General features: G+C 64.8%; 15 protein-coding genes. 7 read left to right on the top strand and 8 right to left on the bottom strand.

What is annotated here, in order from left to right; translation table 11 throughout:
• The first annotated feature begins 15 nt into the window (after positions 1-15).
• The 3 genes from purH (at position 16) to B9A15_RS19025 (ending at position 2,620) form a co-directional block, all read left to right on the top strand.
• Positions 16-1,632 carry a bifunctional phosphoribosylaminoimidazolecarboxamide formyltransferase/IMP cyclohydrolase gene (gene purH / locus B9A15_RS19035; protein WP_084412116.1) on the top strand — a complete coding sequence of 539 codons (1,617 nt, stop codon included), beginning with the start codon at positions 16-18 and terminating at the stop codon, positions 1,630-1,632.
• Between the two features lie 115 nt (positions 1,633-1,747).
• Complete coding sequence (locus B9A15_RS19030) at positions 1,748-2,182, top strand: YeeE/YedE family protein (RefSeq protein WP_084412115.1); 435 nt, start codon at positions 1,748-1,750, stop codon at positions 2,180-2,182.
• A 12-nt stretch (positions 2,183-2,194) separates the two neighbouring features.
• Positions 2,195-2,620 (top strand): DUF6691 family protein, encoded by a 426-nt coding sequence (locus B9A15_RS19025; protein ID WP_084412114.1) that lies wholly within the window; start codon positions 2,195-2,197, stop codon positions 2,618-2,620.
• A 33-nt stretch (positions 2,621-2,653) separates the two neighbouring features.
• Here B9A15_RS19025 and B9A15_RS19020 read toward each other — a convergent pair whose 3' ends face one another.
• From B9A15_RS19020 to B9A15_RS19010, 3 genes are all read right to left on the bottom strand, one after another.
• Positions 2,654-3,574 (bottom strand): hypothetical protein, encoded by a 921-nt coding sequence (locus B9A15_RS19020; protein ID WP_139798494.1) that lies wholly within the window; start codon positions 3,572-3,574, stop codon positions 2,654-2,656.
• Positions 3,575-3,786: 212 nt separating this feature from the next.
• Complete coding sequence (gene secB, locus B9A15_RS19015; RefSeq protein WP_084412112.1) at positions 3,787-4,296, bottom strand: protein-export chaperone SecB; 510 nt, start codon at positions 4,294-4,296, stop codon at positions 3,787-3,789.
• Between the two features lie 183 nt (positions 4,297-4,479).
• Entirely contained in the window at positions 4,480-5,040 is a 561-nt protein-coding gene (locus tag B9A15_RS19010; RefSeq protein WP_084412136.1) for an FxsA family protein, read from the bottom strand.
• Positions 5,041-5,281: 241 nt separating this feature from the next.
• Here B9A15_RS19010 and B9A15_RS19005 point away from each other — a divergent pair, with 241 nt between their 5' ends.
• Genes B9A15_RS19005 through B9A15_RS18990 form a run of 4 tightly spaced genes read left to right on the top strand, consistent with a single transcriptional unit; the run spans position 5,282 to position 8,078 of the window.
• A complete protein-coding gene (locus B9A15_RS19005; RefSeq protein WP_084412111.1) occupies positions 5,282-5,995 on the top strand; it encodes a Tim44/TimA family putative adaptor protein in 714 nt (237 codons plus the stop codon).
• Positions 5,996-6,016: 21 nt separating this feature from the next.
• On the top strand, positions 6,017-7,126 hold the full coding sequence (gene mltA, locus B9A15_RS19000) for a murein transglycosylase A (protein ID WP_084412110.1): 1,110 nt from the start codon (positions 6,017-6,019) through the stop codon (positions 7,124-7,126).
• Positions 7,123-7,686 carry a Smr/MutS family protein gene (locus B9A15_RS18995; protein WP_084412109.1) on the top strand — a complete coding sequence of 188 codons (564 nt, stop codon included), beginning with the start codon at positions 7,123-7,125 and terminating at the stop codon, positions 7,684-7,686. Before mltA ends, B9A15_RS18995 begins: the two co-directional genes overlap by 4 nt.
• Positions 7,683-8,078, top strand: coding sequence for a helix-turn-helix domain-containing protein (locus B9A15_RS18990; protein WP_084412108.1), 396 nt, complete (start codon positions 7,683-7,685; stop codon positions 8,076-8,078). The genes B9A15_RS18995 and B9A15_RS18990 overlap by 4 nt, the downstream gene beginning before the upstream one ends.
• Here the strand turns inward: B9A15_RS18990 and B9A15_RS18985 are convergent.
• The 5 genes from B9A15_RS18985 to B9A15_RS18965 all read right to left on the bottom strand — a co-directional run bounded on the left by B9A15_RS18985 (position 8,071) and on the right by B9A15_RS18965 (position 12,632).
• Positions 8,071-8,379, bottom strand: a complete 309-nt coding sequence (locus B9A15_RS18985; protein ID WP_084412107.1) for a type II toxin-antitoxin system RelE/ParE family toxin — start codon at positions 8,377-8,379, stop codon at positions 8,071-8,073. The two genes, B9A15_RS18990 and B9A15_RS18985, sit on opposite strands and share 8 nt — an antisense overlap.
• Before the next feature lie 11 nt (positions 8,380-8,390).
• On the bottom strand, positions 8,391-8,657 hold the full coding sequence (locus tag B9A15_RS18980; RefSeq protein WP_084412106.1) for a ribbon-helix-helix domain-containing protein: 267 nt from the start codon (positions 8,655-8,657) through the stop codon (positions 8,391-8,393).
• 137 nt (positions 8,658-8,794) lie between these two features.
• Positions 8,795-9,913: a DUF1513 domain-containing protein gene (locus tag B9A15_RS18975; protein ID WP_084412105.1), complete on the bottom strand. Its 1,119-nt coding sequence runs from the start codon at positions 9,911-9,913 to the stop codon at positions 8,795-8,797.
• 59 nt (positions 9,914-9,972) lie between these two features.
• Positions 9,973-11,106, bottom strand: coding sequence for an imelysin family protein (locus B9A15_RS18970; protein WP_084412104.1), 1,134 nt, complete (start codon positions 11,104-11,106; stop codon positions 9,973-9,975).
• A complete protein-coding gene (locus tag B9A15_RS18965; protein ID WP_084412103.1) occupies positions 11,103-12,632 on the bottom strand; it encodes a di-heme oxidoreductase family protein in 1,530 nt (509 codons plus the stop codon). The genes B9A15_RS18970 and B9A15_RS18965 overlap by 4 nt, the downstream gene beginning before the upstream one ends.
• Positions 12,633-12,641 lie beyond the last annotated feature (9 nt).

Raw genomic sequence — 12,641 nt, 5'->3', positions numbered from 1 at the left:
AGAGAGTTGCCGCCCATGTCCGTCAAAGCCAATCAGACGCCGCTTCCTGAGCGAGTGCGCATCGAGCGCGCCCTTCTGTCGGTCTCCGACAAGACCGGCCTCGTCGATTTCGCCAAAGCGCTGAGTGAGCGCGGTGTCGAGCTCGTCTCCACCGGCGGCACGCGCAAGACGCTGTCGGAGGCGGGGCTTGCCGTTCGCGACGTCTCGGAGCTGACGGGGTTTCCTGAAGTGATGGACGGGCGGGTGAAGACGCTGCATCCCGGCGTTCATGGCGGGCTTCTGGCAATCCGCGACGATGCGGCTCACGCCTCGGCCATGCGCGAGCACTCGATCCAGCCGATCGATCTTCTCGTCGTCAATCTCTATCCCTTCGAGGAGACGCTCGCTTCTGGCGCCGACAGCGCGACCCAGGTCGAGAATATCGATATTGGCGGGCCGGCGATGATCCGCGCCGGCGCCAAGAACCACGGCTATGTGACGACGGTCGTCGACCCGGCCGATTATGAGGCGGTACTGGCCGAGCTTGCCGCCCATGACGGCGAGACGCGCTTGGCCTTCCGCCGCAAGATGGCCGGCATCGCCTATGCCCGCACTGCGGCTTACGACGCGGCCGTCGCCGGCTGGTTCGCCAAGGAGATCGGGGACACGGCGCCCCGCCGCTTCAGCGCCGCCGGCACGCTTTCCGAAACCTTGCGCTATGGCGAGAACCCCCATCAGGCGGCCGGCTTCTACAAGAGCGGCGAGACGCGCTTCGGCGTCGCCACCGCTCGCCAGCTTCAGGGCAAGGCGCTCTCCTACAACAATATCAACGACACCGACGCCGCCTTCGAGCTGGTCGGCGAGTTCGACCCGGCCCGCATCAAGGCCGTCGCCATCATCAAACACGCCAATCCGTGCGGCGTCGCGGAAGGGGCGAGCATCGTCGAGGCCTATCGCAAGGCGCTCGCCTGCGACCCCGTCTCGGCCTTTGGCGGCATCGTCGCCCTGAACGCCCGGCTCGATGCCGAAAGCGCCGAAGAGATCGTCAAGGTCTTCACCGAGGTGATCATCGCGCCCGAAGCCGACGAGGAGGCCGTGCGCATCGTCGCCGCCAAGAAGAACCTTCGCCTTCTCGTCACCGGCGGCCTGCCCGATCCGCGCAGCGTCGGGATGCTCGTCAAATCGGTTGCCGGCGGTCTCCTCGTCCAGTCCCGCGACAATGGCGTCGTCGACGATCTCGATCTGAAGGTGGTCACCAAACGCGCGCCGAGCGCTCAGGAACTCGCCGACCTCACCTTCGCCTTCCGCATCGCCAAACATGTGAAGTCCAACGCCATCGTCTATGCGAAGGACGGGGCCACGGTCGGCATCGGCGCCGGCCAGATGAGCCGGGTGGATTCGGCGCGGATCGCGGCGCGAAAGGCGCAGGATGCAGCCGAGGCGGCAGGCCTCTCCAAACCCCTCACCAAGGGCTGCGTCGTTGCCTCCGACGCCTTCTTCCCCTTCGCCGACGGCCTCTTGTCGGCGGTGGAAGCCGGCGCCACGGCGGTCATCCAGCCGGGCGGCTCCATGCGCGACGAGGACGTCATCAAGGCCGCCGACGACAACGGCATCGCCATGGTCATGACCGGCATGCGCCACTTCCGCCATTGATCGAAAGCCTGAAAGCGCCGGTCGCCGAAATGGCGTATGGACCAATCAGCGGACCGATAGGCTCTGAGGAGCGTGAGGCCGATGCAGCCTGGCTATTCCACCTCGAGGAGTCCTCATGCCGCTTGAGACCGTTACGCCCTTCACGCCGCTCGCTTCGACCCTTGGCGGCGTCCTGATCGGCCTTTCCGCCGTTCTCGTCATGGCGCTGTTCGGCCGGATCGCCGGGATTTCCGGCATCACCACCGGCGCGATCCCGGCGCGCAGCGACGATTGGGGCTGGCGCCTGGCCTTCGTCCTTGGCCTCATCGCCGCCCCGCTGCTGGTCGGTCTCGTCACGGGGGAGACGATCCGCCAAACCGTGCCGGACAATCTGGCCGCGATGGTGCTGGCCGGCCTTCTTGTCGGCTTCGGCACGGTGCTCGGCTCGGGCTGCACCTCGGGCCATGGTGTCTGCGGGCTTGCGCGCCTCTCGGCCCGTTCGCTCGTCGCCGTCCTCACCTTCATGGCCTTCGCCTTCGCGACGGTCTTTCTCCTGCGTCACGTGGTCTGAGGGTTTAGTCCGATGCGTCTCGTCCTCGGCTTTGCCTCAGGCCTTCTCTTCGGGCTCGGCCTCATCCTTGCCGGCATGTCCAATCCGGCCAAGGTCCTCAACTTTCTCGATATCGTCGGCGCGTTCGATCCCTCGCTCGCCTTCGTCATGGGCGGCGCGGCCCTGACGACCTTCATCGGTTACCGCCTCGTCTGGCGGCGCGGCCAGCCCCTTCTCATGAGCGATTTCCAGATCCCGACGCGCAAGGATATCGACCGCGATCTCCTGACCGGCGCCGCGCTCTTCGGCATCGGCTGGGGCATTGGCGGTTTCTGTCCTGGCCCGGCCTGGACTGCTCTGCCCTTGGCGACGCCCGGCATTCTGGCCTTCCTGCCCTCGATGCTCGCCGGGATGGCGCTCGCCCTTTTCGTCAAGGGTCGGCGCTTGCGCATGGCCTGAGACGCGGGCATCGCATCGAGACGCCATCGATCCTCAATCGCCCGGTTGCCAGGGCGTTGTCGGCTCGTAACGGGCTTGGAGCTTTGCGAGGCAAAAAGGCGGCTCGTGGCATTCGGCAAGGGCCGAAAGCGGCGAGATGGCTTCGGTGAAGCGGATTTCGGCTTCGAAAGTGCCGGTCGGATTGGGAAAATCCTGCGCAAAGGCCGTGAGTGCCTGTTTGCTGTCCTCGCTGACAAGCGTATCGGTCAAAGCCTCGACACCCGCCGTGAATCTCTGCCGGTAGGCCTCGACCAAGCTTGCCGGATCGGTATCGCGCGGAAGCGTGGCGAGGAGAGGCGGAATGAGAAAACTCTCGACCAGCGAACGATTCTTGAGGGAAAGGCGTAGGCTTTCGACGCGCAGATCGGCCTTCTGCCAGTCCTCGATCGTGGCGTCTCCAGGCAGGCGAGACGTCAGGGCAAGGCTTGCGCGGCCCAAGACCTCGCCCGCCAATGAGAGTTCGGCGAGATGGGCGATGCCGCTGTCCGGGTCCCAATCGAAATCGAGCGTGATCGCGATCGGCTTTTGTTGCACCCGGAACTGGTAGTTCATCACCGGATCGTCGGTCTCGATGATCTGGATGATGTCCCGCGCCTTGACGCTCAGCGCCGTGGGCGGAGCGGCATGGGCGAGATCGGTGGGGTTTTCCGGCGCCTCCCACTGGCCGCGAATATCGAGCATGCCGATCTGCCAGCGCGAAATTCCCGTCTCTGGAAAAGGAACGAGGTTCCTGACGATGCATCCGTCCGGCGTCTCCTCGAAGGTCACACCTGCGTCGCGGGAACCGGCTTCGACCAAGGGCAGGGCGCGGACCATGTCGCAGGTGATCGCTTCGGGCGCGGCCTGAGCGATACCGGGCGCGAAAAGGTGGGCGAGCGTTGCGGCGATCGCCGGTCCCTCGAGAAGGCGTTTCATCGGGCCATCCTGGTCTTCGATCGCGCCTGCGATAACAAGGAGCGCCGCGCTTCTCGTTCCAAGCAGCCGCCCTTTCCTCATTGGGGCATAACAAAAAGCCGGCCAATGCCTCCAGGGCGACGGCCGGCTTCGATCATGGTTCTCGGTTTCGCTCGATTGACGCTGACGGGCACGACAGGGGCCCGGCTCCCCCGAGCGAGAGGTCCCGCCCTTTAGGCGTTCTGCTGAACCTGCTGGCGGGCCCGCTCTTCGGCCATGCGCTGCTGGAACAGCTGGGCGAAGTCGATCGGGTCGATCATCAGCGGCGGAAAGCCGCCATTGCGCGTGACGTCCGCGATGATCTGGCGCGCGAAGGGGAAAAGCAGACGCGGGCATTCGATGAAGAGGACCGGCACGCGGTGCTCGTCCTTGAAGTTCTGCAGGCGGAAGACGCCGCCATATTCGAGCTCGGCGTGGAAGAGCATCTCCTCGCCTTCGCCGGCCTTGGCGTTCAGCGTCAGGCGCACGTCGAAATCCGTCTGCGAACCGTCCACCGGATTGGCAGTGACGTTGACGCCTATATTGATGCCGGGCGCCTTCGTCTGATTGCGCAGGATCGCCGGCGCCTTCGGGCTCTCGAAGGAGAGGTCGCGAATATATTGGGTGAGGATGTTCAGGCTCGGCGCAACGCCGTTTGCCTGGCCTGCACCGGCTTCGTTCGGCTGGCTGGTCGTCTCGGACATGATGTCTCCCGTTTCTCGGACCATTCGTCGTCTAGCAGAAACGCGATGCAAGCCGGATGGCCCGCATCGGTCCATGCCTTCCGTTGGGGGCGAGCTAGCATGCGGGCCATCGGCCCACAAGGCGCGAGCCGGCCAAATGGCGGGCTCTCTCGCCGTCAGCGCTCATTCTTGGCCTGATGCGGCTCAATGCAGCGTTCGATTCGACGGATCGTCGGTGTTGTCGGCATTCCAGGGCGATGAGGGATCGGGCTGACGTCGATAGTCGTCGCCCGAAAGATCGACCACATCCGGGCGCCGCCCGGCCTCCGGGCCACTCGGACGGAAGGGCTGTTCGGGCCTGCCCGTGCCCGCCCCGCGCCCGAAATTCGCCGCCGCCTGGCCGCCGACCACGACCACCTTCGAGCGCAGGAAGCGCCACACGGCATCGCGAAGCTGGGGAACGAAGAGCAGGAAGCCGAGCGTATCGGTGACGAAACCCGGCGTTAACAGCAGAACGCCGGCGATCGCGATCATCAGACCGGAAACGAGCTCGCGGCCGGGCACGCGACCAGCGCGGGTCTCCCGCTGGATCGCGTCCAGCGTCGACAGGCCCTGGCGGCGCAGAAGCACCGAGCCGATCACGGCCGTCAGCACCACGAGGCCGAGGGTCGGCCAGAGGCCGATGGCGCCGCCGACAGCGATAAAGACGCCGATCTCGAGGACGGGCACCACCAATAGCAGGAAGGGGATCAGGGCAAGAGGCATCGGGGTCAGACATCCATCTCGAAGGAAAAGCCATGGCGCACAGAGGCCGATCCGGTTATGCATGCCGGTTCTGGCGATCTGCTTGGCGCCGCTCGATCGTTCCGGGCGGCAGGCCTCGCGCAAACCATCGTCAGGCCTCAACATAGGAAGCGTTCTTGCCGATTTGAATGCATCGGCGGCACTCTCTATATGGGCGACACGAAGAATGACGGTTTAAAAAACAGGCGGAGTTCGGCGACTGATGAGTTTTGGGACGATCTTCATAATCGTATTGGCGGCGATCGTCCTCTTTCAGCTCTATAATGTCTTGGGGCGGAGGACCGGTAACGAGCGACCACCTTTCGACCCCTACAGCCGGGACCGCAACACCGCGCCGAAGGACGAGGCGGCCGAGGCCGACAATGTGGTCACCCTGCCGAGCCGAAGGGTTCCGGCCGGCGAGGAAAGCGTTCCGGCAAGCATGCAATATGGTGAGATCGACAAGGTCGCCGAGCCCGGCACGCCGCTCAATAAGGAGCTGCGGCGGATCAAGGATGCTGATCCCGCTTTCGAGCCGGGCGAATTCGTCGAAGGTGCCAAGATCGCCTATGAAATGGTCGTCAACGGCTTTGCCGAAGGCGATCGCAAGACCTTGCAGAACCTCCTGTCTCAGGATGTCTATGAGGGCTTTGAGGCAGCGATTACCCAGCGTGAGGAGAGTGGGGAGACCATGCGCTCCTCTTTCATCGGCATCAACGACATCCGTATTGTCTCAGCCGAGCTGCGTGGGCGCGACGCTCTGGTCACGCTGCGGATCGTCTCGGAGATGATCTCGGCGACCCTGTCTTCCAATGGCGACGTGGTAGACGGCGATCTCGAAACCGTGGTCGAGGTTCGCGATATCTGGACCTTTGGACGCGACACGCGGTCGCGCGATCCGAATTGGAAGCTCGTCGGCACCGAATCCGAAGAATAGCCCGGCGGAGCGGACGCGATCATGCTCGAGGTCTTCAAGACCGAGCCGGACCAAGAGGCCATCAGAAAAGTCGCGGGTCATGCCGCGGCTTTTTCCGCTTTCAGGGCCAGCGCTCCCGCTCTCCTTGAAGGACAGTATGCCACGGGCCGTCTCGGGATCGACGCCGGCCTCTATGGGGACGCTGCCCGCGACGCTCTCGGCTTACCGGATATGATCGGCGAGACAGATGCCCTCGAATTTTTCGAGCGGCATTTTTGCTGTCTTTCGGTCGCGCCTTTGGCGGGCGAGACCCGCGAAACCGGCTTCGTGACCGGATATTACGAGCCGGAGGTCGAGGCCTCGCGCGTTCCGACAGAGACGTTCCGCCATCCACTCTATGCCCGTCCTTCCGATCTCGTCGCCGTCGACGATGTCACGAGGCCTGCCGGGCTCGACAAGAGCTTCGGCTACGCGCGACGGCTCTCCTGCGGCCTCATGACTGACTATCCCGACCGGGCCGCGATCGAGGCCGGGTTCCTCAAGGGTCGAGGTCTCGAAATCGCTTATGTGCGCGACGAGGTCGAGGCCTTCTTCATCCATGTCCAGGGGTCGGCGCGCCTCAGATTTGCCGATGGGACGGCGATCCGCATCGGCTATGCCGCCAAGACCGGCCATCCCTTCACCGCCATCGGCCGCCTTCTCGTTAAGACCGGCGCGTTGACACTTGCCGAAGCCGATATGGACGGCATCCGCGCCTATCTCGCCGCTCATCCGGAGCGCGTGCGGCCGATTCTCGACCAGAACCGCTCCTTCATCTTCTTTGCCGAACGGCCGATCGATGACCCTGAAACGGGGCCGATCGGCGCCGCGAATGTGCCGCTCGCGCCGCTCGCCTCGATCGCAGTCGATCGGGACCTTGCGACCTTTGGCGTGCCCTATCTCGTTGCGGCGCCGGAGCTTCGTCTGGATAAGACGCCCTTTGCCCGGCTCATGATCGCCCAGGATACGGGCTCGGCGATTATCGGCGCCGCGCGCGGCGACATCTTCGTCGGATCGGGTGAAGCGGCGGGCCGGATCGCGGGCCGCATTCGGCATGAGGCCCAATTGACGCTTCTCGCCCCGCCCGCCCTCGCCAAGCGGCTCGTCCCATGAAGCGGCGCAAGAAGACACTGTCCGAGGAGGATCGGCGGCTCTGGGCGAGCGTCGCGCGCACCGCCATGCCTTTGAAGGGGAAGGCACTGCCAGAGGTGCCCGAAGCGCCGGCGGAGCCTGTCCCGCCGCAGCCCGCCCCTCAGGCAAAATCCAAAGCCCAGCCGCCGGCTGTGGCGTCCTCACCGGCAAGCCGCCTGGCGCCTGCTCGCCTTCAAGCCGTGCCGCTTCGCCCGCAACCCTTGGAGCGTCTCGCCCGCCGCAAGCTCGCCAAGGGCAAACTCAAGATCGAAGCGCGGATCGATCTCCACGACATGACCCAGACCCGGGCTCATGACGCGCTCGCCGGCTTCTTACGTCAAGCACAAGGCATGGGGCTGCGCCATGTCCTCGTCATTACGGGGCGCGGCTCGCCGGGCGGCCCGCGCGGTATCCTGCGGCGCATGGTGCCGCTCTGGTTTTCGAGCCCGGACTTTCGCGGTCTCGTCTCCCATTTCGAGGCGGCGGAGCGCCATCATGGCGGGGATGGCGCGCTCTATGTGCGCGTGAGGCGCCCCTCATGACCCCCTTCGGCGAGCGGCTGCGGGCCTTGCGCCGTCGGCGCGGCGTCACCCAGCGCCAGATGGCCGAGGCCCTCGGCATTTCCAACGCCTATCTCTCGGCTCTCGAACACGGCCATCGGGGCCGGCCCACTTTCGATCTCCTGCATCGGATCATCGGCTATCTGGGCGTCATTTGGGACGAGGCGGAGGAGCTGCAGCGGCTCGCCGACATCTCTCATCCGCGCGTCACCGTCGACACCTCCGGCCTTTCTGCCGATGCGACGCGCCTTGCCAACCGTCTGGCGGAGACGATCCCGGTGATGGGGGAAGAAGATGTGACGGCGATCCTCGCCATCATCGAAGCGGCGGCGGAGCGGGACAAGCAGCGGAGGCGGCGGGTGCGGATCAAATAGGGTCGCTTTTGCGATCCCAATCGAGGCCCCCATAGTGGAGGCGCAGGATCGTGACTTGCTCTTGCGAAACCACGAAGGCAATCGTGATCCGGCGTTCAAAGCCGACGACGCGGAGCCCAGGCCGGATATCATCGCGTCGTCGGCCGCGCTCGGACGCCGTCGAAAGCCCCAAACAGGCAGCCTCAAGACGAGCGAGATAGCGCAAGGCCGTCGCAGGCCCCGCTCGCTCGGCGATCCAATCGCCAAGGATCAGGAGATCCTCTCGCGCCTCCGGCGAGAAGACGACCGAACGCGCCTTCACGCGCGGCGCTTCTACGGGGCTCCGTATCGCTCGCGCAGATCGGAGAACACCTGTTCGGCCGGTATTGCGTCATCGGGATCGGCTGCCATTCTGTCATAGATTGGCGCAACGTCGGATCGAAGCCAGCTCTCCAGCTTGTCCTCACGCTCCTTAAGCGCGTCGAGGCTGGCTTGCACGACCTCGCTCGGCGAGGCGTATGAGCCGGAGCGGACCATTTCGTCGACATAATCGGCTTGGCGAGGCGTCAGCTCGATACTGCGATGTTCGTTGCGATCCATGGGCTTGCCTGGTCTCTAAGCGCCGCGTCGTTCCGCATTCTACGCCTCAAGTCAGACTTCGTCACGCGTCGATCAAAAGAATGGACATCTTCTTGCCGGCCTCTTCCGCTCGCTCGTTCGGCCTTTTGCCGCAAGGCCTATAGCGCCAGAATATGATTGTCCCATTCGCGATCGGCTTGTCGATCGGCGGCTTGCTTGGCCAGATGGGTGACGAGGCCGTGGCCGCTGGTGGCGAGGAAGCCGGCACCGTCCGCGGCCAAGCCGCAGCCGTCGCGAACGGGGTGGCTCTCGATGAGGGACTTCTTGGTCGCATCGAGGATCATGACCTCGCCCCCGACCGGTGACGAGATCGCGATGCGTGTTCCATCGGCACTGGCGGCGACCGAGCCCACATAATTCGACAGGCGGGCGAGATCGCCTCTCGGCATTTCGATCAGAGAAAGACCGGCTTCGGGCGTGGCGAAGCCCAGAAGCTGCGGGGCGTCGGCGCTCGGCCCTTCATATTGGCAGCCGAACCAGACCTTGCGATCGGCATCGATGGCGAGATGGCGGATGGAAAGCTGGTGCAGGCTTTTCTCCAGCCTGTGCTTGGCGAGAAGGTCGCCGCTTTTTCGGTCGATAAGGACCAGCGAGGGCTCCATCGTCGCGAGATTGAGCTTCTGGCGGCCATAGTCTGGATGGGTCTCGATGCCGCCATTGGCGACGACGATGGTCTCCCCGTCCGGCATGAGCAGCGCCTCGTGGGTGTCCATGCCATGGGTGTCGAATTCGCCGATCCGCGCAAAATCGCGCTTCACGTCATAGACGCCGATCAGCCCGCGCGCGGCGTCATAGTCGTTTTCGGTCGCATACATCAGCCGCCCGTCGGGCGAGAAGAAGCCATGGCCGAAGAAGTGGCGCCCCTCGGCCGAGGTGAGGGTCTTCACCGTCTCGCCGGTCTTCGGATCGAAGACGACGGCGAAGGTGCGCGGGCGCCGGGCAAAAGCGACGGCGCGGTAAGACAGCGGATCGAAGGCGACGTCATGGCCGCGATCGGGTAGGGCGACTTCCGAGACGATGCGCCCATCCTCGGCAAAGACCGCGCAGCCATAGGAGCCGTCGGGGCGTCGGCAGGCGCTCGCAAAGAGGGCGTCCGCGTCCTCGAAAGCCTCCGCCCGCCGGCCGATGAGGGTGCTGGCAAAGAGGGCGCCGGCCCCCGCCAGGAAGTCGCGCCGCGCCAGAAGCGGCGTTGCGAGGCGGTTGCGGATCGGGGGCATGGGCGCCTCCTTTAAGGTTGCGTCGTGAGGGGCCGTCTGGACGCTGCCCCCTGGTGTGCTCAATCGCCGTCGAGTGAGGAAAAGCCTGCCGACAGGCCGAGCGCCGGGGCGAGCTGATTGGCGAATTCCGATTGGAGGCTGCCAGTCACGATCAGCACATAGTCGAGCTTGTCCCGGTTCTCCTTGGAGACGACGACATCGGCGAGTGGAGCCGGAATGGCGTCGAGGGTTCGGCGGGCGTTGTCGAATTCGAAGCTGATCGCGTCCGGCAGATAGCTCGCCTGAGCTTCAGGCAGGATCTCGCCATATTGCGCGGCATCGAAGATCTGCCGCAGGCCGGTAAAATTCGCCGAGAGCGCCGCCAAAGCATTTTCCGAACGATGATAGAGAAACGCCTTCGGATTGGCGTCCTGCGCATCCTCACCGAGGGCGGGCTTCAGGCGTTGATCGCGGATCATCTCCAGCCCGTCGATGAAGATCGAGGTTATCTCCTTGAGGGAATCGTCCGCCTTGCGATAGGCGGTGTCGCTCTGGCTCGGATTGGTGAGGCGGCTGGTGATGCCCTCCTCATTGCCCCAGCCTGCCGTCACGGCTTCCGCGATGGAGACGATATTGTCGGCAATCGCCTTGGCGTAGCTGCAACGGAAATCGCCGCCTTTCGTCTCCAGCGTTTGGGAGCCGGAGCCGAAGAGGACGAATTCCAGCGCCGTCAGGCCCTGCACCGCGACCGATTTCTGCGCGAGCGTTGCGGGCGAGAGGGCGCTGTCGTCCTCGGTGTTGGCGAGGATCGCCTGAACCTGGCGCAGCGTCACCCCGCGCCGGTCCGGGAAAAACAGAATGCGCTCGAGACGATGGTCCTCGGTGATCGGACCGAAGCGGACGAATTCGATCGCGGCAAAGGCCTTGGCGAGTTGACCGAACCCCTCGCGTGCCGTTTGGAGCTGCACCTCGTCTGGCATTTCGCACAGGGCGCCGATCTTCGTCGCCTCTTCCCGGGCTGCGTCCTCGAAAGCCGAATAGCCGGGCCGGATCGCCCCATCGATGACATTCCAGACTACATCGAGTTTTTCCCCGGCGCTCGCCGTGGTGGGGGTCGGCGGCCCGTCTTCCTGGGCGCCGGCGGGCCAGGCCATGAGCATTGCCGTCATCGCGGCGAGAGCCGTAAACAGGATCGAAGGCTTCGTCATCGTCATAGGGACTCCAGAAAGGCGATCAGCGCATCGCGATCGCGTTTGTCCATCGCAGAATAGGCCTCCCTGGCGGCGGTTGCCTCCCCGCCATGCCAAAGGATCGCCTCTTCAAGCGTTCGGGCGCGCCCGTCATGGAGATAGAAGCTGTTGCCGTTGACGGTCTCGGTCAGTCCAATGCCCCAGAGCGGTTGCGTGCGCCATTCCCGGCCTGAGGCATCGCCCACCGGGCGGTGATCGGCAAGGCCTTCGCCCATATCGTGAAGCAGCATGTCCGAATAGGGCCAGATCAATTGGAAGCGCAGCGCTTCGTCAGCGGCCTTTCGAGAGGTGACGAATTTTGGGCGATGACAGGCGGTGCAGCCGGCCTCGTAAAACATCTGTTTGCCGCGCAGCACCGTCTTATCGCCCACGTCGCGGCGCGCCGGGACGGCGAGGTTCTGCGAATAGAAGGTCACGAGATCGAGGATGGGCCCCGGGGCTTCCACTTCGCCGAGCCGGGTCTGGACGCCGGAAGGCGCCTCGCGGCACAGGGTCTGGGCAATCGAGCACTCGCCGAAGGCATCGGTGACGAGCGGCGTCGAAATGCCGATATCGCCGGAAAAGGCTTCCGCCGATTGAACCTTGATCGAGGGGGTCGTCGCCTTCCAGCCGAAGCGGCCGATCGTCAGAGCGCCCGTCTCGGGATCGCGGACCTCGGACACCTTGCCGGAAATGCCGTCGCCATCCTTGTCCATCGGATCGGCGAGAGCGCGGATGTCGGCCTCCTCGATCGCCTCCAATAGGCCGAGGCCGATCATCGGATTGGCAACACGCGGCGAGAGCATGACATCGTCCGCCATCGGGCCGTATGCGAGATCGGCGACGCCATAGGTCGGCTTTCGCAGCGTGACCACCTCTCCGTCACTGAGCGTCACCGGCATGTCGTCATAGCGGATGGTCATCCGCCCTTCGGGCTTGATACCTGGAACGGCGAAATTCTGTAGCTGTCCCCCATAGGTCGGCTCGGGGATGCGGGTGAAGGTTTTCGAGGCGAGCCTTTCGCGCTCTTCGTCCGTCTTCGGGGGTACCGAGAGGCGCAGGAACATCGAGACCGCCGTCTCGCCTGGCGCCGGCGGGCGGCCGCGCCCATCCTTCAAATGGCAGCTCTGGCAGGCGCGGGCATTGTAAAGCGGTCCAAGCCCGTCCGAGGCATGGGTCGAGGAGGGCGAGGAGACCCAGAATTTGCGGAACAGGGCATTGCCGAGCTTGAACCGGTCTTCGGCCGCAAAGCTCTGATTGGCGGAGATTTGCGAGAAGGTGTCGCGATTGACGAGCTTGGTGGAGGTCGCCGCGCCCGCCGGCATCGCCTCGAAGGATTCGGGCTTGGAGAAGTCGGTCGCCGGTTCCGTGACGGCGCGAACGCGCTTCAGATCCTTCTCCGTCAGGTCGCTTCGCACATGGGATTGGCCGCCGAGGACCGCCGCGACAGGCGCGCAGAGGAGGCCTGCGACACTGACGACGGCAAAGAGGAGCGGGCGGGCTGCGGGCATGGCGAACAG

The organism is Fulvimarina manganoxydans (assembly GCF_900176465.1).
Lineage (GTDB): Bacteria > Pseudomonadota > Alphaproteobacteria > Rhizobiales > Rhizobiaceae > Fulvimarina > Fulvimarina manganoxydans.
Note: the sequence above shows the minus strand (reverse complement) of the source record. Positions and strands in the feature narration are given on the sequence as shown.